Annotated in this window: 18 protein-coding genes; 14 read left to right on the top strand and 4 right to left on the bottom strand. The window is 44.5% G+C overall.

Translation table 11 applies throughout. From position 1 onward, the window contains the following. The first annotated feature begins 8 nt into the window (after positions 1-8). From ACK28X_RS08870 to ACK28X_RS08845, 6 genes are all read left to right on the top strand, one after another. The gene (locus ACK28X_RS08870) at positions 9-980 is read left to right on the top strand and encodes an MlaD family protein (protein ID WP_412058565.1); all 972 of its coding nucleotides are present in this window, start codon (positions 9-11) and stop codon (positions 978-980) included. Then, positions 977-1,585: an ABC-type transport auxiliary lipoprotein family protein gene (locus ACK28X_RS08865; RefSeq protein ID WP_412058564.1), complete on the top strand. Its 609-nt coding sequence runs from the start codon at positions 977-979 to the stop codon at positions 1,583-1,585. Before ACK28X_RS08870 ends, ACK28X_RS08865 begins: the two co-directional genes overlap by 4 nt. A gap of 674 nt (positions 1,586-2,259) precedes the next feature. Further along, the gene (gene gatC, locus ACK28X_RS08860) at positions 2,260-2,547 is read left to right on the top strand and encodes an Asp-tRNA(Asn)/Glu-tRNA(Gln) amidotransferase subunit GatC (RefSeq protein WP_412058563.1); all 288 of its coding nucleotides are present in this window, start codon (positions 2,260-2,262) and stop codon (positions 2,545-2,547) included. 55 nt (positions 2,548-2,602) lie between these two features. Then, positions 2,603-4,096: an Asp-tRNA(Asn)/Glu-tRNA(Gln) amidotransferase subunit GatA gene (gatA, locus tag ACK28X_RS08855; RefSeq protein ID WP_412058686.1), complete on the top strand. Its 1,494-nt coding sequence runs from the start codon at positions 2,603-2,605 to the stop codon at positions 4,094-4,096. A 67-nt stretch (positions 4,097-4,163) separates the two neighbouring features. Beyond that, positions 4,164-4,778 (top strand): DNA-3-methyladenine glycosylase family protein, encoded by a 615-nt coding sequence (locus ACK28X_RS08850; RefSeq protein ID WP_412058562.1) that lies wholly within the window; start codon positions 4,164-4,166, stop codon positions 4,776-4,778. Positions 4,779-5,131: 353 nt separating this feature from the next. Then, the gene (locus ACK28X_RS08845) at positions 5,132-6,538 is read left to right on the top strand and encodes an L-serine ammonia-lyase (RefSeq protein WP_412058561.1); all 1,407 of its coding nucleotides are present in this window, start codon (positions 5,132-5,134) and stop codon (positions 6,536-6,538) included. A 12-nt stretch (positions 6,539-6,550) separates the two neighbouring features. On the opposite strand, the gene ACK28X_RS08840 is transcribed toward ACK28X_RS08845, so the two are convergent. Both ACK28X_RS08840 and ACK28X_RS08835 read right to left on the bottom strand, forming a co-directional pair. Then, positions 6,551-6,826 carry a hypothetical protein gene (locus ACK28X_RS08840; protein WP_412058560.1) on the bottom strand — a complete coding sequence of 92 codons (276 nt, stop codon included), beginning with the start codon at positions 6,824-6,826 and terminating at the stop codon, positions 6,551-6,553. Positions 6,827-6,933: 107 nt separating this feature from the next. Then, a complete protein-coding gene (locus tag ACK28X_RS08835) occupies positions 6,934-8,322 on the bottom strand; it encodes a D-alanyl-D-alanine carboxypeptidase (protein WP_412058559.1) in 1,389 nt (462 codons plus the stop codon). A gap of 391 nt (positions 8,323-8,713) precedes the next feature. Here ACK28X_RS08835 and clpS point away from each other — a divergent pair, with 391 nt between their 5' ends. Beyond that, positions 8,714-9,022 (top strand): ATP-dependent Clp protease adapter ClpS, encoded by a 309-nt coding sequence (clpS, locus tag ACK28X_RS08830; RefSeq protein ID WP_412058558.1) that lies wholly within the window; start codon positions 8,714-8,716, stop codon positions 9,020-9,022. Between the two features lie 5 nt (positions 9,023-9,027). Beyond that, on the top strand, positions 9,028-11,391 hold the full coding sequence (gene clpA / locus ACK28X_RS08825; protein ID WP_412058557.1) for an ATP-dependent Clp protease ATP-binding subunit ClpA: 2,364 nt from the start codon (positions 9,028-9,030) through the stop codon (positions 11,389-11,391). A gap of 81 nt (positions 11,392-11,472) precedes the next feature. Here the strand turns inward: clpA and ACK28X_RS08820 are convergent, their stop codons facing one another. Together ACK28X_RS08820 and ACK28X_RS08815 are read right to left on the bottom strand one after the other, a co-directional pair. Continuing rightward, positions 11,473-11,895, bottom strand: a complete 423-nt coding sequence (locus ACK28X_RS08820; protein ID WP_412058556.1) for an HIT family protein — start codon at positions 11,893-11,895, stop codon at positions 11,473-11,475. 84 nt (positions 11,896-11,979) lie between these two features. Beyond that, complete coding sequence (locus ACK28X_RS08815; protein WP_412058555.1) at positions 11,980-12,441, bottom strand: RidA family protein; 462 nt, start codon at positions 12,439-12,441, stop codon at positions 11,980-11,982. Positions 12,442-12,559: 118 nt separating this feature from the next. Here ACK28X_RS08815 and ACK28X_RS08810 point away from each other — a divergent pair, with 118 nt between their 5' ends. The 6 genes from ACK28X_RS08810 to ACK28X_RS08785 all read left to right on the top strand — a co-directional run bounded on the left by ACK28X_RS08810 (position 12,560) and on the right by ACK28X_RS08785 (position 17,652). Next, positions 12,560-13,378 (top strand): EipB family protein, encoded by an 819-nt coding sequence (locus ACK28X_RS08810; RefSeq protein ID WP_412058685.1) that lies wholly within the window; start codon positions 12,560-12,562, stop codon positions 13,376-13,378. 192 nt (positions 13,379-13,570) lie between these two features. After that, positions 13,571-14,380, top strand: a complete 810-nt coding sequence (gene rpsB / locus ACK28X_RS08805; RefSeq protein WP_412058684.1) for a 30S ribosomal protein S2 — start codon at positions 13,571-13,573, stop codon at positions 14,378-14,380. 120 nt (positions 14,381-14,500) lie between these two features. After that, positions 14,501-15,424, top strand: a complete 924-nt coding sequence (gene tsf / locus ACK28X_RS08800; protein WP_412058554.1) for a translation elongation factor Ts — start codon at positions 14,501-14,503, stop codon at positions 15,422-15,424. A gap of 163 nt (positions 15,425-15,587) precedes the next feature. Further along, positions 15,588-16,307 carry a UMP kinase gene (pyrH, locus tag ACK28X_RS08795; RefSeq protein ID WP_412058553.1) on the top strand — a complete coding sequence of 240 codons (720 nt, stop codon included), beginning with the start codon at positions 15,588-15,590 and terminating at the stop codon, positions 16,305-16,307. A 27-nt stretch (positions 16,308-16,334) separates the two neighbouring features. Further along, on the top strand, positions 16,335-16,895 hold the full coding sequence (gene frr, locus ACK28X_RS08790) for a ribosome recycling factor (RefSeq protein WP_412058552.1): 561 nt from the start codon (positions 16,335-16,337) through the stop codon (positions 16,893-16,895). A gap of 37 nt (positions 16,896-16,932) precedes the next feature. Beyond that, on the top strand, positions 16,933-17,652 hold the full coding sequence (locus ACK28X_RS08785; RefSeq protein ID WP_412058551.1) for an isoprenyl transferase: 720 nt from the start codon (positions 16,933-16,935) through the stop codon (positions 17,650-17,652). The last annotated feature ends 23 nt before the right edge of the window (positions 17,653-17,675 follow it).

Here is a 17,675-nt window from a genome sequence, read left to right as displayed (position 1 = left end):
AGGTCGAAATGGAAACAAAAGCTAATTATGTACTTATCGGTATTTTTACCATAACGCTTTTGGTTGTAGCGTTTTTCACCTTTTTATTTATCGCGCGCTGGAATGATCACCGCAATGTAAGTCCTTTGGAAATTCGGATTCCTGGGTCAGTAACGGGGCTAAGTGAGGGAAGTCAAGTTTTATTTAATGGCATTCGAGTGGGGAGTGTGCGACGTCTTACGCTAGACCCCAGCGATTTGAATATGGTTATCGCCCAAACGGAAGTGAATAGCGATACGCCTGTTACCCGCTCCACCATTGCCACTTTGGGATTTCAGGGTTTAACCGGGCTGGCCTTTGTAGAATTAAAGGGAGGTAGCTTAGGTGAACCGAGCTTGTTAAAGGCTGCTGCGGCTCATGAACCACCCCAAATTGCACAAATTGACGCTGATCCTACTGCTTTAAATAATCTTTTAGCTACAGCACAAGACATTTTTTCTCGGGCTGATGCGGTTTTAGGGGAGCTCGAAAGTTTTGTTGAAGATATAAGGCAGCCTTTAACCGTGACAGTGGATAATATGCGCAATTTTTCTACCCGCTTAAATGCCAATAGCGACTCTATTCAAAAAACCATTGAGGATACTCATGTTATGATGGCGAGGCTTAATGACTCCTCTAAGCGAGTTGATCAAATTATGACCGATCTTGAGCTTATGCTCTCACCTAATAATAAGAATAGTGTGATTGCACAGGCGCAAAGCACCCTAATCTCTATTCAAAAGGCAACAGATTCGCTTAATCAAAATATTTTACCTTTGAGCGAAAACCTCAAACGTTTTTCAGGCCAAGGCTTACGCAATATTGAGGCCTTGGTATTGGACGGACGTCGTTCTCTGCAACGTATTGATCGAGCTTTAGAAGATTTAGATAAAAATCCGCAGCGTCTAATTTTTGGGGGTGGTAATTCGGTACCGCAATATGATGGAAGGACGCGGCGATGAGCTTTTTTAAATGGCAAAAAAATCAGCGCGTGCGCGCAGGCATGGCTATTTGTCTTCTTCCTTTTATGCTTGCTGCTTGTCATACTAGGACTCTGAACACGTTCGATTTACCCATTCCTACCTATCTAGGTATATCGGCAACGCCCTCTAAGGCACAGATTCTGGTTCCTATACCTGAAGCGTTAAAATTTTTGGATGGTCAAAATATCCTTATATATTCCGCTACCAGCGTGGCCTATTTAAAGAAAGCACAATGGAGCGATCGCTTGCCTAATCTGATTCAGGCACGGCTTGCCCAGGCATTCGAGAATGTTCAGCATTTTCGCGGGGTAGGTCGACCAAATGACGGTCTCGCCATTGATTATCAAATTTTGACAGATCTTCGAGCCTTTGATGTGGATGTATCTTCTTCCATGCCGCGTGCTCAAGTGGTTATCGGGGTTCGGATTATGGACGATCGAACAGGCACCATTATAGCCAATCATATTTTTAAGGGCGAGTCGCATATTTTGGGTAAGACTGATTATGCCTATATTTATGGGTTAAACCAAGCTTTTGAGCAAGTTTTAAGAGCGATTATCCCTTGGGTAGTAGCACAAATATAAAAAGTTGCTGGTATGATGCGGCGGTAATCGATGAAACTTGAACTGTTTATTTTGTACGCCTTGACAAACAAACCGAATACGTTTTACTAAAATGCGAATGTCTCATCCTTTTTCAAGTTACAGCACAGTATTGTGGACAAAGATTGTATACCGCTGGTTAGAGATGGACAAGTACTCAACCGCAGTTACAATTTATTCAGGAAGATGATATCGTCTATTGCTTTCCAGAAGACCGTAAAAAATACCAATACTTGAAGACTTCATAGCTAAACACGCTCAGCAATCAACTGAATGAGCGCTTGGTTGTGGTTTTAATATTATTAATTTTCAACCAATCTATAAATCACGGTCATCGAATGGCTTTACTAATAGCGTGAAAAGCTAATCGGGGGCTGGCATAGAGAGTTCTTTTTGCTTTTTAAATGTTTTCCACCTTACTACCCACATTTTTTTACACATAATATCAATAATTTTTTATTTTTCATGTACAAAAAATCATAAAGATAATTGCCTATGAATCAAAATGGCTTTTAAGCCTTGACGAGGATGGCTTAGATTTTAGAAATGACATTTATTTTGATTGGAAAAATGCTTTTATAACTCTATCCTTGCACTTCTGAATACAGGCTTGTATAGCCTGATTATAGTGTTTGGCGATTTGATGGAAGGCGAATATGTCAGTTGATAATCAGACCGTAAAGCGGGTAGCCCATTTGGCACGTATCGCTATCCGTGACGAAGAATTGGGTCGGATAAGCGAAGAATTAAACGCGATTTTAGGATTTGTTGAGCAACTGAATGAAGTGGATGTAGAGGGCGTCCCACCACTTATCTCGGTGCAGCCTATGGCTTTACGCCTGCGTGAAGATATAGTTTCTGATGGCCATAAAGTGGCTGATATTTTGAATAGTGCTCCCATGAGCGAAGAGGGTTTTTTCGTTGTGGCTAAAGTGGTGGAATAGACCTGATAAAAGATAAAAATTCTTTGCTAGAGGGTCTGTTTCAAAGAGGGATATGATGACAAATTTTACCAATTTAACTCTTGCCCAAGCGCGTGATGCCTTACAGAAAGGTGTTTTTAGCGCGCGTGATCTTACGCAAGCTTACATTGAGGCGATTGAGGAAGCCAATGGTGACCTTAATGCTTATGTGGCCTTCACGCCTGAACAAGCTTTGTCGATGGCGGTTCAGTCTGATGAACGCTTGGCAAAAGGTGAGGCTGGTCCACTTGAGGGTATTCCGCTCGGCATCAAAGACCTTTTTGCAACGCGGGATGTGCATAGCCAAGCTTGTTCGCATATTTTAGATGGTTTTAAACCAAAATATGAATCGACAGTGACGGCGAATTTATGGCGCGATGGCGCCGTGATGCTGGGAAAATTGAATATGGATGAGTTCGCCATGGGTTCTTCCAATGAAACTTCGTATTATGGGCCCGTTGTTAATCCATGGCGTGCGGTGGAAAATGAAACAGCTTTGGTGGCGGGCGGTTCGTCTGGGGGGTCAGCGGCAGCGGTAGCAGCTGGACTTTGCTTGGGTGCAACAGCTACCGACACGGGGGGGTCTATCCGCCAGCCTGCTGCCTTTACCGGTACAGTGGGGATTAAGCCAACTTATGGGCGCTGCTCGCGCTGGGGAGTAATTGCTTATGCTTCTTCGCTTGATCAAGCGGGGCCGATTGCCCGCACGATACGTGATTGTGCGATTTTGTTAAAATCTATGGCATCCTTTGACGATAAGGATTCAACCTCTGTGGATATAGCAGTGGGTGATTATGAAGCGGCTATTGGTCAATCGGTTAAAGGAATGAAAATCGCTATTCCTAAAGAATACCGCCTTGAAGGCATTGATCCTGAAATTGATGCTTTGTGGCAAAGCGGGATCAATTGGCTGAGCGAGGCGGGCGCGGAAATTGTAGAAACTTCGCTTCCCCATACCAAATATGCACTGCCAGCTTATTATATTGTAGCGCCTGCAGAGGCGTCTTCTAACCTTGCACGCTATGATGGGGTGCGCTATGGTTTGCGTGTGCCTGGTAAAGATATTATTGAAATGTATGAAAATACGCGTTCTGCAGGTTTTGGTGCTGAGGTCAAACGGCGTATTTTAATTGGGACCTATGTGCTGTCAGCTGGTTATTATGATGCTTATTATTTAAAAGCTCAAAAGGTGCGTAGTTTGATCAAACGCGATTTTGATGATTGTTTTGCTTTGGGCGTCGATGCTATTTTGACGCCTGCTACGCCGAGCCCTGCCTTTGCGGTGGGTGAAGAGCGTTTGAAAAATGATTTAGTGGCTATGTATTTAAACGATGTTTTTACCGTGACAGCGAATATGGCAGGCTTGCCTGCTTTAGCGGTGCCAGCTGGGCTTTCAAACAGTGGCTTACCATTGGGTCTACAATTGATCGGCCAGCCCTTTAAAGAAGAAAGCTTATTCCAATTGGGGGCAGTAATTGAAGATGCAGCGGGTGTATTTACGCCGCGAAAATGGTGGGGCTCTTGCCAATAAAAAGTGGGCTGAGAAGGAGCGCCCCAGTTGAGGATGGCGGGGGCGCCTTTACTATTGGGGGAGGTAGATGCAGGAAAAGATAAAGCAAGGTGAGCGTTTTTTAGCTGCGCTTGATTCGGATTGGGCGCGCGCTATCAGTCAGATCGGTCCTTGTGATTATCGACCAGAAGGAGGGCAAGATATTCATGAGGCTCTTATTCGAGCGGTGAGTGCTCAACAAATTAGTGGGCATGCAGCGCGTACTATTTTAGCGCGCATGGGCGCGTTATTTCCCGAACATTTTTTTCCTACTCCACAACAGATTGTGAGCTTAGGCTTTGAGGGGTTGCGCTCTTGTGGCTATTCAGCCAATAAGGCGAGGACAATTTTAGAGATTTGCGAAGGCGTTTTGGATGGTTTTGTTCCTAGTTATCAATCGGCTTTAAAGCTTGATGATGAAATCTTAATTGCTATGCTAAGCCGTCTTAAGGGCGTCGGACGCTGGACGGTTGAAATGTTATTGATTGATTGTTTGGGACGTTTAGATGTATGGCCAGTGGATGATTTAGGGATCCGTCAAGGTTATCAGCGCTTAAAGGGGCTTGCTGAGGTTCCTAAAGCTAAAGATCTGCGAGTGATTGGAGTGGAGCTTGCACCTTATCGGACTATCGCTGCATGGTATTTGTGGCGTCTGCCACATTAAAGGGCTATGCGATGACTAAAAAATCCTGCGAATAGGGTTGAAAGGATACAATCCTAGTGGCGGTGTGCCCTAAATAAAAAGGCAAATGATACTAAATTTTCCCAGTTTAATAGAAAAATATATTGACGAAATTATAATAAGTATTATAGATATGCACATCATTTTGCCAAAAATGGCAACATTAAGGATGCAATATGAACGATACCGCACAAACATCATGTTGGGGTGTTGCTTTTAAGGCAACGCTAGCATTTGTCGCTGTTATCACGATCACCTATTTGACTCTTGGATTTTAAGCGCGACAACAGGAAAGAAAGCGACTATAAGTAGTTATTGTCTCTTTGGTATGCTTCATGTTTCTTTCCGTCTTTGCACTTTTTAAAATCGGGATTGGCCCTTCTAGTTCTCATACGATGGGGCCAATGGTTGCGGCCAAGCGTTTTTTGGATGAAATTTTACACGGTGACTGGCCTCGTCCACAAAACACGCGTGTTATGCGCCTACGGGCTTATCTTTATGGCTCTTTGGCTCATACAGGACTTGGCCACGCAACTGATCAAGCAATAATTTTAGGCTTTTTAGGGGAAGAGCCTGAAACTGTTGATGTAGAGGCTATCCCTACCTTGATACAAAATGTAAAATTGAACCATAGGGTTGCGCCTTCGGGTCACGCTACTTATTCTTTTAACCCTCAAAAGGATCTTATTTTTGAGCGCGAACAAAGGCTGAAGGGTCACACCAATGGTATGGCGTTTGAAGCGCTTGATGACAGTGAGCGTGTGCTTTTGCGCCGTATTTATTATTCTATCGGTGGTGGCTTTGTTCTTAGTGAGGAGGCTTTGCAGCGTAGCCAAAGGAAGCAGGATAATTCATCGCCGAAAGAGGCAAGTGTGCCTTATCCTTTTGCGAGTGCGGCACAAATGTTAGCCATGGCTACGCAATCGGGAAAAACCATTGCCGAGATGAAGCGCGCAAATGAAGAGGTTTTCATGGCGCGCGCGGCTTTGAACTATGGTCTAGATAAGATTTTTTCTGTTATGGAAATGTGTATCGAGCGGGGAATAAAAAAGAGCGGCGAATTGCCAGGGGGGTTAAAAGTTCAGCGCCGTGCTAAAAAACTCTATGAAACCTTAGAAGCTGATTGGCAAAAGAATCAATATAATCCGCTTTCTGCCAATAATTGGCTTTCTCTTTATGCTATGGCTGTGAATGAAGAAAATGCTGCCGGGGGAAAAGTGGTAACGGCCCCTACCAATGGCGCGGCGGGCGTGATTCCAGCGGTTTTGCGCTATTGTTTGCAATTTTATGGCGGGAATAGGCGTGAAATCATTTATACATTTTTACTTACCGCCGCCGCAATTGGTGGGGTGATTAAGCATAACGCTTCGATCTCTGGTGCAGAAGTCGGCTGTCAAGGTGAGGTAGGGTCGGCTGCATCTATGGCTGCTGCGGGTCTTGTTGCTGCCTTGGGGGGTACACCCGCCCAAGTGGAAAACGCTGCAGAAATTGCCCTTGAACATCATCTGGGCATGACATGTGACCCAGTTGCAGGCTTGGTGCAGGTTCCATGTATTGAGCGCAATGCTTTGGGAGCAGTGAAAGCGGTAACAGCCGCTTCATTGGCCTTGCATGGTGATGGACAGCATTTCGTATCTTTAGATGCTTGTATTGAAACCATGCGCCAAACTGGTCATGATATGAGCGATCGTTATAAAGAAACGAGCAAGGGCGGTTTGGCGGTAAATATTTCTGCTTGTTAGGTGTAGAACCTTTTAACGATTACTGGAGCCTAAACATAGTTTAAGAGGTGCTGTGTCTGTATTGCTTTTTACCCGTAAATGAATGCGCACGGGGGGTAGGCCATTGCGGCGAGAACGTATATTTTGGCAAACAAGTAGATCTAAAAGGGCGCGGGTAGTAAGCGTTGGGGGTGTGCTTTTTAGGCTTGTCAGTTTCGTTACGGCCGTCTGTAAGGACTGGAAGCGATTTAGGGTGCGTAGATCTTCACGCTTTTTCATTTGACTCATCAAATCAACAGCCTTGGTCATTGTTTTGTCCTTAATGCTAAAGGAGGCGCCTTTTGTTCAAGTTACACTTTGCTTTAACTAGTTTGTCGAGCATAGTCTTTTTGAAGGAACGCCTTTTGGGATACACTCTAAGGGTAGGATAAGGCATAGCAGTTAAAATTTGCTTTCTTTAACGTGGTACAGGCAGAATTTGCTGCTTGTTTTGAATTAAACCCAGCGAAACGTGCCCGGTAATAATTCGTTTTATTGATTGAATAGCGCTGGGTAAGGGGCGTTACCTTGCTTAGCGTTTTGCTCGCTGCCTTTTTGGCATTGGTAAGCAGGCGTGTGGCTACAGCTTGGCTTGTAGAGGCGCCAATTTGGATGGCCCATTGATTGCCTTGGATTTTTGTCGCTTGGGCTTTAGCCGGAAGAATTATGGCTCGTTTTTTCGGGTTTTTTATTGGCACGGGTATATGATCGTTGATTACAGCTTGATTGGCGGCGGTGACCGCTTCATTGTTAGGCAAGCTTTGTGAAGCGAGGGCAGTGAGGATGATTGAGTCTTGTTCGCGCGGCGAAAGGTAAGGGCGCTTTCCCATAGGGATAGGGGCTTTAGAGCCAATGGGAAGGTTGGGTCGATTGTTAGCTAAGAGGAGAGGTGGCTGGTGCACTTTTCTTTCGCTTGCTTGCGGTAAGTAATGGCTTAAAAGATCAGCCATATGCGCATCACGTAGTGCAGCAGAACGAGCCCCCATTACAACTGCTACCAAAGATTTTCGGTCAATACGTATGGAGGAGGCGAGGTTGGAGCCGGACATATTTGTATAGCCTGTTTTAATACCATCGACTCCTGCCATGGTTTTGACAAGTTTATTATGTCCATTAATGGTCTGCCCCCGAAATTGGAATTGGCTGGCAGAAAATAATTTATAATAGCGGGGAAAGTGGTTACGTAGTGCAAGAGAGAGAATCGCCATATCTCGCGCGGTGCTATAATTTTGTGGATCAGGTAAGCCAGAAGCATTGGCGAAATGGGTGTTCAACATTCCCAATTGACGGGCTTTTTTGTTCATAAGACGTGCAAAATTAGTTTCGGATCCCCCTAAATATTCGGCGATGGCTACTGCTACATCATTGGCTGATTTGACAATGAGAGCGAGGGCAGCGTTTTTAGCGCCTATAGTTTCATTAGGCTTAAAGCCAATTTTTGTAGGGGGGTGTGCAGCAGCATTGCTTGATACGGGAATAGGCGTATTAGGGGATACTCGTCCCGACTGTATAGATTCAAATAATAGATATAAGGTCATCATTTTAGTAAGTGAGGCGGGGTAGCGCTTAGCGCTAGCATTCGCTTGGAAAAGCGTTTTTCCATTATTAGCGTCAATTATGATGGCGGCATATTTTTCCGTATAAGCCATAGATGGCGCCTTTTTTAGGACGGCTTGGGCGGGTATGGTTCCATAAAGACTGATGCTGAGAAAAAGAAAAGATGCTTTGCGCGTCCATTGCGTGATTTTTTGCCATGCTTGATACACTATAAATCCCTTTAATGCTCTGTGAATGTCAGAGGTAATCTCTCAAAACCTTTATGCTAAGCGGCGGCCATAAAATGGCTATCCTCCTAATCGCTTTGCAGAAATTATCGCGACTGCGTTACCATTCCGTTTACAACTGAGATTTCTGCGCATTTTTAAGTGGCTACAAAAAAATTACTATAACTCTACCCTCCATTATGTTAAATCTTGTAAAATGCTGTGCTATTCAAAGGGGGGTAATATCTTGTGCTTTAAGGGTTGTAAAATATAATTTCGCTTTGCTTTTTGAGTATTTTTATCGTGTCTGTGCTAGAAGTATGCCTGTTGTGTAAGTGGTTGATGCGTGTGGTTCTTGGAAGGATAAGCCATGGTTGGCAAACATAGGAGTAGCATGCCTAGGGAGGTGATTGAGGCTGAAGTCCTTACTGAGGTGCGACCAAAGCTAAAAAAGCCGAATCTATATCGGGTCTTATTGTTGAATGATGATTATACGCCTATGGATTTTGTAGTTTTTATTCTGCGGAATTTTTTTAAAAAAACATCAGAAGAAGCAACACAAATTATGTTAACTATTCATAAGTGTGGTTTGGGTGAATGCGGGCTATATACCTATGAAGTAGCGGAGATGAAGGTTTTGCAGGTGGTGGAATGTGCACGCCGTAATCAACACCCTTTGCAGTGTGTGATGGAAAGGAAATAAGCTCTATGCCTTCTTTTACCCCCAGCCTTGAAATGACATTGCATTGCGCTTTGAGTTATGCCAGTCAGGCGCACCACGAATACGCAACCTTAGAACACCTTTTATTAGCGCTCTTAGATGATAAAGACGCTAATGTTGTGATGGAGGCTTGCGGTGTTGATTTTGGTAAATTGCGTAAAATCCTGACTGATTATATTGAAGCTGAATTGGAGGCTCAAATCTCCGATAACGATGAGACAAAGCCCACAACCGCTTTTCAGCGGGTGATACAACGCGCGGTTATTCACGTGCAATCAGCAGGGCGTGATGAAGTTTCGGGCGCTAATGTGCTGGTTGCAATTTTTTCAGAGCGTGAAAGCCATGCAGTTTATTTTTTAGAAGAAATGGGTATGACTCGTTATGATGCTGTGAATTTTATTGCTCATGGAATTGGTCAAGGAGACGCTGTTTCTTTACCTTTTGATGAGGATGAGCACTTTGAACACCAAGATGTTGATGATTACCCTAAAACGCCAAGCGCCTTATCGAATTATTGTGTTAATTTGAACGAAAAGGCGCGAGCCGGTAAGATTGATATATTGATTGGCCGTGACAAAGAATTAATGAGGATGATCCAAATACTTTGCCGGCGTACTAAAAACAATCCCCTTTTAGTGGGGGATCCAGGTGTGGGTAAAACCGCTATCGCTGAAGGTCTAGCAAAGCGGATTGTTGACCATGATGTGCCAGTAGTTTTGCAAGATACAACCTTGTTTTCTCTTGATTTAGGCAGCCTTGTTGCTGGAACCCGTTACCGAGGCGATTTTGAAGAGCGCTTGAAACAGGTTGTGAAGGAGTTGGAAAATTACCCTGAAGCTGTCTTATTTATTGATGAGATCCATACGCTAATTGGGGCGGGGGCCACATCGGGGAGTAGTATGGATGCCGCCAATCTCTTAAAACCAGCTTTGGCTTCAGGCGCGATATGCTGTATTGGCTCAACGACATTTAAAGAATATCGGCAGATTTTTGAAAAAGATCAGGCTTTAGTACGACGTTTCCAAAAAATTGATGTAGCAGAGCCTTCTCTAACTGATGCAACCGCAATTTTAAAGGGGATTAAGCCATATTTTGAGGATTACCACGAAATCAAATATAGTGATGCTGCGATAGAGGCAGCGGTGCTGCTCTCAGCTCGGTATATGGCAGATCGTCGCTTGCCTGATAAGGCGATTGATGTGGTGGATGAAAGCGGGGCAGCTCAGATGTTGTTGCCTAAGAATAAGCGCAAAGCAAATATTGGCGTACGAGAAATCGAGGCGACAGTAGCTGTGATGGCTCGCATCCCCCCCAAGAATATCTCGCGCAATGATTATAAGACTTTGAGAGCTTTAGAAAAAGAGCTTAAGCGGGTGGTTTACGGCCAAGATGTGGCTATTGAAATGTTATCAGCGGCGATCAAACTTGCACGCGCGGGCTTACGTGAACCAGAGAAGCCGATTGGTAGTTATTTATTTTCAGGTCCTACAGGTGTAGGAAAGACAGAAGTGGCTAAGCAATTAGCGGCATCTTTATCTGTGGAGCTTTTGCGTTTTGATATGTCTGAATATATGGAGCGCCATACGATTTCTCGTTTGATTGGGGCGCCTCCTGGCTATGTAGGCTTTGAGCAAGGCGGGCTTTTGACGGATGCTGTTGAACAGCACCCCTATGCGGTCGTTCTGCTTGATGAGATTGAAAAAGCTCATTCAGATCTTTTTAATATTCTGTTACAAGTTATGGATCGTGGTCGCTTAACTGATCATAATGGTAAAGAGATCGATTTTCGCAATATTATCCTTATCATGACCACCAATGCGGGGGCGGCAGATATGGCTAAGGAAGCTATTGGTTTTGGGCGGACACGTCGCGAGGGGGGGGATATGGAGGCGATTACCCAGCTTTTTACTCCAGAATTTCGCAATCGTTTAGATGCGATTGTACCCTTTGCGCCTCTGCCAGAGCCCATTATCCATCAAATCGTTCAAAAATTTATTTTACAGCTTGAAGCGCAATTGAGTGATCGTGAGATTACTTTTGTTTTGGATGACAAGGCATTAAAATGGCTAGCCAATAGGGGATACGATAGCCATATGGGGGCACGACCCTTGGGGCGTGTAATTCAAGAACACATTAAAAAGCCTTTAGCTGATGAAATTTTGTTCGGCCAATTGCAAAATGGCGGCACGGTTAGTGTTTATGTAGAGGAGGCGGCTGACGAGGTGTCGCAATTGCGTTTGGATATTTCGGCCAATATTGGCGTAAATAGTAGGCGAAAAGTGCGCCGTAAGGCTCCACTTAAGGTGGAAAATAAAAAGCCGCGCTCAAAATCAAATTCTGCTAAATTGTAGTATACTTAGCTTCCTTACTTTTTTGCGGCTATGTAATATCAGTTTAACGAGCATATAGCGGGTGCTGCTTTTGGATTTTGCTCAAAGTGCGTTACGGATTGCCTTCGCTTGGCTCTCTAACGTGGCTTTATCGGCATGAACGCTGGTGTGTGGGCGTAATTCTTGGCCTTCAAAGCGTGGAATAATATGGAAATGTAGGTGATAAACTGTTTGACCGCTTGCTGCCTCGTTAAATTGCATAACGGCCACACCATCTGCTTTAAAGGCAGTTTTTACTGCTTGAGCGAGTTTTTGAACAATATTAATGAGCGGAGGTAGGGTTTGTGGAGCAGCATCCAAAAGGTTCCGTGAGGCCGCGCGGGGCACCACTAAAACATGGCCAGGGCTTTGGGGCATAATATCCATAAAGGCGATGCAATTTTCGTCCTCAAATACGCGGATAGAAGGAATTTCATCGCGCAACATTTTGGCAAAAACATTATTATGATCATAGGTGTAGGACATAATATTCTCCTAGGTTTAAAGGCTTAGAATGAGTGTTAAGCCTATCCCCGCTTGAGCATTCATTGTGGGGGTAGGCACAATGTTTTAGATCTCTAGAATTGCTTCCACTTCAACAGGGGCATCAAGTGGTAAAACAGCGACCCCCACTGCTGATCGTGTATGCTTTCCTGCTTCACCCAATAAGTTAACAAAAAGGTCTGAAGCGCCATTGGCAACGGTAGGGATATTTGTAAAGTTGGGATCAGCGGCAACAAAAACGGTAATTTTTGCCACTTTTTTGATTTTGCTTAAATCACCGAGCAATGCTTTAGCTTGTGCTAGAATATTCAGTGCGCAAACTTCTGCAGCTTTTTTAGCCTCTTCTGGCGTGACAGAATCCCCCACTTTACCGCTTGCCACAAGCTTGCCGTCGATTGCTGGAAGCTGCCCTGAAATGAATACAAAAGACCCAAAATGGGCAGCAGAGATATAGTTTGCGACGGGCTGAGCGGCTTCAGGAAGGGTAAGGCTTAATGCTTGTAGGCGCGTTTCGATTGTATCAGACATTCTTTAACCTCTTTTTGTTATGAATATTATCTTCATAGCGCATTTTTTAGTTTATGGGAATGTGCTGTGTAAGGGGCGCGAGTGGCTAAAAGTTGTAGGAGATTAGATAGTGGGTAGGATGATAGCGCGATTAATATGGGCGGGGGCTGCATTGTTCGTATCCATGGTGAGCGTTGAGGGAAGGCCCGACGAGGTACATCTGGCACCACATTTGGCGCGCTATGATTTAAATCTTGAAACGCGTGGCGAAAAAGCTGATTTAGAGGCGTTAAATGGCCGGATGGTCTTTGAGCTTCGTGGCGATTTTTGCACAGGTTACGTATACAAAAATCGTACCGTCATTCGTTTAAAGGCTTCTGATTCTGTGCCTGTGATTAAAGACCAGCAATGGGAGGTTTTTGAAACAAAAAAGGAGTTTCGTTTCCAAAATAAAATTATTACGAGTGATGATATGGCGCAAGAAGAAGTAGGGCGCGTTACGAAGGAGCGCGGGGGGCTTGTGATTGCGCTTACGAAACCAGAACATAAGACTTTTCAATTGCGTATAGCTCTTTTCCCAGTAGAGCAACTTAAAGCGCTGATTGAGCGAGCCCGAGCTGGTAAGCCTTTTTATACTGGTAATCTCTATGATATCGCGCAGGCAGTAGATAGAACTATTCCCTTTATGGCGCTTATCGGTCAAAAACAAAGACCAAAGGCTGATGAAGAGACGAAAATCATGGGAAAATTGGGTCAAGAGTCTTACTGGCCAATTTCTATTGCTTATTTTAATGATAAGCAAAAACCTGATGGCTTGCCTCTGTATAGAGAACATTTCCGCCTATACGATAATGGAGTTGTGCGTGATTCTGTGACAGAATTTGATCAATATTCTATTCGTTATACTTTGGTAGCATTTGAGCTTTTGCCAACGACTGCGTTATCTAAGAGCTGTTAAAGGTAGGTGGTGTATTTGATTAAAGGCCATGTTGAAGATAAAAAGCGCTTGAAAGGCTGGGCGAAAAAACGTATATAGCCTCCATTCCACACGCGGAAATTGGGTGACTGGTCAATGCATGGTGCAGAGAGGTTGTCCACCGGTGGTAGCTTGCTACCTCTTCCGCGGCGGCTTAACCGGAAAGGACATAAAATGGCAGTGCCAGATTTTTCAATGCGTCAGCTAATGGAAGCGGGCGTACATTTTGGTCACCAAACCCACCGTTGGAACCCCAAAATGGCGCCCTATATCTATGGGCAGCGTAATAATATTCATATTATTGACTTAGCGCAAACAGTTCCTTTGTTGCATCAGGCTTTGAAATTGGTTTCTGATACTGTAGCGCGAGGCGGCCGGGTGTTGTTTGTGGGGACAAAACGCCAAGCTTCAGAAATTATTGCTGAGGCAGCAAGCAGATCAGCGCAATATTATGTGAATGCACGGTGGCTTGGTGGGATGTTGACCAATTGGAAAACAATCTCAAATTCGATTCAACGCTTGCGTAAAGTGGATGAAATTCTTGCTAATGAGGCTCAAGGTTTTACCAAGAAAGAGCGCCTTAATTTAGAGCGTGAGCGTGAAAAATTGAATCGCGCATTGGGTGGGATCAAAGACATGGGCTCGACCCCTGATCTTATGTTCATTGTCGATACCAACAAAGAAGCGATTGCTATCCAAGAAGCTAAGCGGCTTGGGATTCCTGTTGTAGCGATTATTGATAGTAATTGTAATCCAGATAATATTGATTATCCCATCCCTGGCAATGATGATGCATCGCGCGCAATTTCCCTTTACTGTGACTTAATGGCTCGCGCTGCGCTAGATGGTATTGCCCGTCAGCATGGCGCTATGGGCATTGATCTTGGTGCACAAGAAGAAGTGGCTCTTGAGCCGGTTTTAGAAGATAGCCCAGTTTCGGGCTCAGAAACAGATGAAGGTAGCCAAGCGGTTAGCGCAGAATAATTATCTCCCCTCTCTGAATATTTTAGGGCGGGGTTTTGAAGCTTAGCGAATGGATGTGGGCGGCGTTTTGGTTGGATTCCTTTGCACGCTTTCATTTCTATCAACTTTAAAGAGGCAAATATGAGCATTACTGCTGCACAGGTAAAAGAGCTGCGTGAATTATCGGGCGCCGGAATGATGGATTGTAAGGCCGCTTTGGCGGAAACCGGTGGTGATATAGAAGCAGCTGTTGATTGGTTGCGCAAAAAGGGGATTGCCAAAGCTGATAAAAAAGCTGGTCGTACCGCGGCTGAGGGCTTGGTCGGGGTTGCTACTACAGGGCGTGAAGCTGTATTGGTAGAAGTCAATTCAGAGACTGACTTTGTAGCTCGTAATGATGCTTTTCAAGTGATTGTTCGCAATGTTGCTAATGCTGCTTTGGCAAGCGATGGGAGTGTTGAAGCTATTTCGGAACTATCTTACCCTGGCTCTGAAAAGAATATTGCCCAAGCTATTAAGGATGCTATTGGCACGATTGGTGAAAACATGGCATTTAGGCGTGCGGCAAAATTATCTGTGGGTAAGGGCGTTGTCGCTACCTATATTCACAATGGTGTCGTTGATGGTTTGGGTAAGCTAGGGGTTTTGGTTGCTATTGAAACTGAGGGCAATCAAGAAGTAGCTTTGGCGTTTGGACGCCAAGTGGCTATGCATATCGCCGCAACCAATCCCTTGGCTCTGACTATTCAAGATTTGGATGCCGCAGCTATTGAGCGTGAAAAGGCAATTTTTTCTGATCAAGCTCGCCAGTCTGGCAAACCCGAAAACATCATCGAAAAGATGGTGGAAGGTCGGATGCGCAAATTTTATGAAGAAGTTGTTCTTTTGTCGCAAGCGTTTGTTATGGAGCCTGATATAAGTGTGCAAGCCGCTTTAGAACGTGCTAGCAAAGAGATGGGCGCGCCAGCAAAAATTACTGGCTTTGTACGTTTTGCTTTAGGCGAAGGGATTGAAAAGGAAGAGACGGACTTTGCAGCAGAAGTAGCAGCTGCTGCAAAAGGTTGAACGAATTGATATTGTGAGGGGGCCCTCGCCTGGGTGGCCTTTCATTTTCTTATGAGAGAGGGCACCATTTGTATGGTGCCCTCTATTTGTGAGAAGGTAGTCGCTTTGTTCTTTAATAGTTTGCAGCAAATGTTCTGAGCCATAATTCTTTAGGAGTCGTAGAATGATTATCCCCCCCCTTTATAAGCGTGTTTTGTTGAAGGCTTCAGGTGAAGCTTTGATGGGTGAACAAAGTTTTGGTATTGATGTGGCGGTGGTGGATCGAATCGCTAATGATATTGCCCAAGCTCGCAAGATGGGGGTTGAAGTTGCAGTAGTAATCGGTGGAGGTAATATTTTTCGCGGGGTAGCAGTCGCCTCACGCGGAGGAGATAGAGTAGCAGGCGATCATATGGGAATGCTAGGCACAGCAATTAACTCGCTGGCTTTGCGTACCTCTTTGACAAAATTAGGAATCGATGCTGTGGTGCTTTCGGCTATAGCTATGCCTCAGATTAGCGAGAGTTTCTCTCAGCGTAAAGCGATGAGCTATATGCATTCAGGTAAGGTGGTTATTTTTGCGGGAGGAACGGGAAACCCTTTTTTTACAACTGATACGGCGGCCGCTTTGCGTGCTGCAGAAATTGGGGCTGATGTTTTATTAAAGGGTACACAGGTGGATGGAGTTTATTCGGCAGACCCTAAAAAGGATCCAAGCGCTGTACGATTCAACCACCTTACTCATGACGAAGTATTGCAAAAAGGTCTTATGGTGATGGACGCTACCGCAGTGTCTTTGGCACGGGAAAATAATATACCGGTGATTGTCTATTCTATTCAAGAAGACAATGGCTTAGTAAATGTGTTAAATGGGACTGGACGGTTTACAAAAGTATCGCAATAATAGTTACCCTTTTAAAAGGAGAGTAAGATGGATCAAGCAATAGAGATAGAGGATTTAAAGCGCCGTATGGCGGGCGCGGTTGCGGCGTTTAAACATGAATTGGCTGGTCTACGAACAGGACGCGCTTCGACGAGTCTTCTCGAGCCGTTAATGATTGACGCTTATGGAACAAGTGTACCGATAAATCAAGTCGCTAATATTTCTGTACCAGAGTCGCGTATGCTTTCAGTTTCGGTGTGGGATAAAACTATGGTAGGCGCTGTGGAGCGGGCAATTCGGGATTCTAATCTTGGCCTTAACCCTATCACTGATGGAACTAATTTGCGGATACCTTTACCAGAGTTAAATGAAGAACGGCGCAAAGAGCTTGTGAAAATTGCTCATCAATACGCTGAACAAGCTAAAATTGCTGTTCGCCATGTGCGTCGCGATGGGATGGATGGTTTGAAAAAGGCCGAAAAGGATGGCACGATTGGTCAAGATGAAAGCCGCAACCTTTCGGATAAGGTGCAAAAGTTAACGGATGAGACGATTGCAGAAGTTGATAAAATTTTAGAGGCCAAACAGTCGGAAATATTGCAGGTTTAACAAGTAGCTGTACTTCATTTGATTTGAGAGAAAGATAATGCACTACCCCCGCCATATTGCGATTATTATGGATGGAAATGGCCGGTGGGCGCGTGCACGCGGCATGCCCCGTGTAGCAGGACATAAGGCTGGTTTAGACGCTCTACGTCGGATTGTCTCTCATAGCGCAAAGGTGGGGCTTGAATGGCTTACCCTTTTTGCATTTTCTTCTGAAAATTGGATGCGCCCCGCGGATGAAATTAATCACTTAATGGGGCTTATTCGCCTTTTTATTAAACGTGATTTAGCGCAATTGCACAAAAACAATGTGTGCATCCGTATGATTGGGGATCATAAGGGAACACCGCAAGATATTGTGGCTCTTTTGTGTGAAGCAGTGCGTTTGACGGAAAAAAATAGTGGGCTTAATTTGGTAGTAGCCTTTAATTATGGGGGGCGCGATGAAATTTGCCGTGCAGTAAAGGCAATTGTTCAAGCAGTGCAGGCAGGAGCCCTAGCATCGGAATCAATTGGGAAAGAAACCTTTTCAGCCTATTTGGATACTAGAAGTATTCCAGATCCTGATTTAATTATCCGTACAAGTGGCGAGCAGCGTTTGTCCAATTTTCTATTATGGCAAGCGGCTTATGCTGAACTTTATTTTTCTCCGTGCTTTTGGCCTGATTTTAATGAAGAAGCATTAGATAGGGCTGTTATAGAGTATTTTTCACGGGAACGACGCTTTGGGACAGTAAAACTGCAAAATCACGCATTGTAATTTTGCAAAATTCATGAGACGTA

The organism is Bartonella sp. DGB2, from assembly GCF_046843095.1.
In the GTDB taxonomy this organism is placed as follows: domain Bacteria; phylum Pseudomonadota; class Alphaproteobacteria; order Rhizobiales; family Rhizobiaceae; genus Bartonella.
The sequence above is the reverse complement of the archived record's forward strand: the minus strand, read 5'-3'. Positions and strand labels throughout refer to the sequence as shown.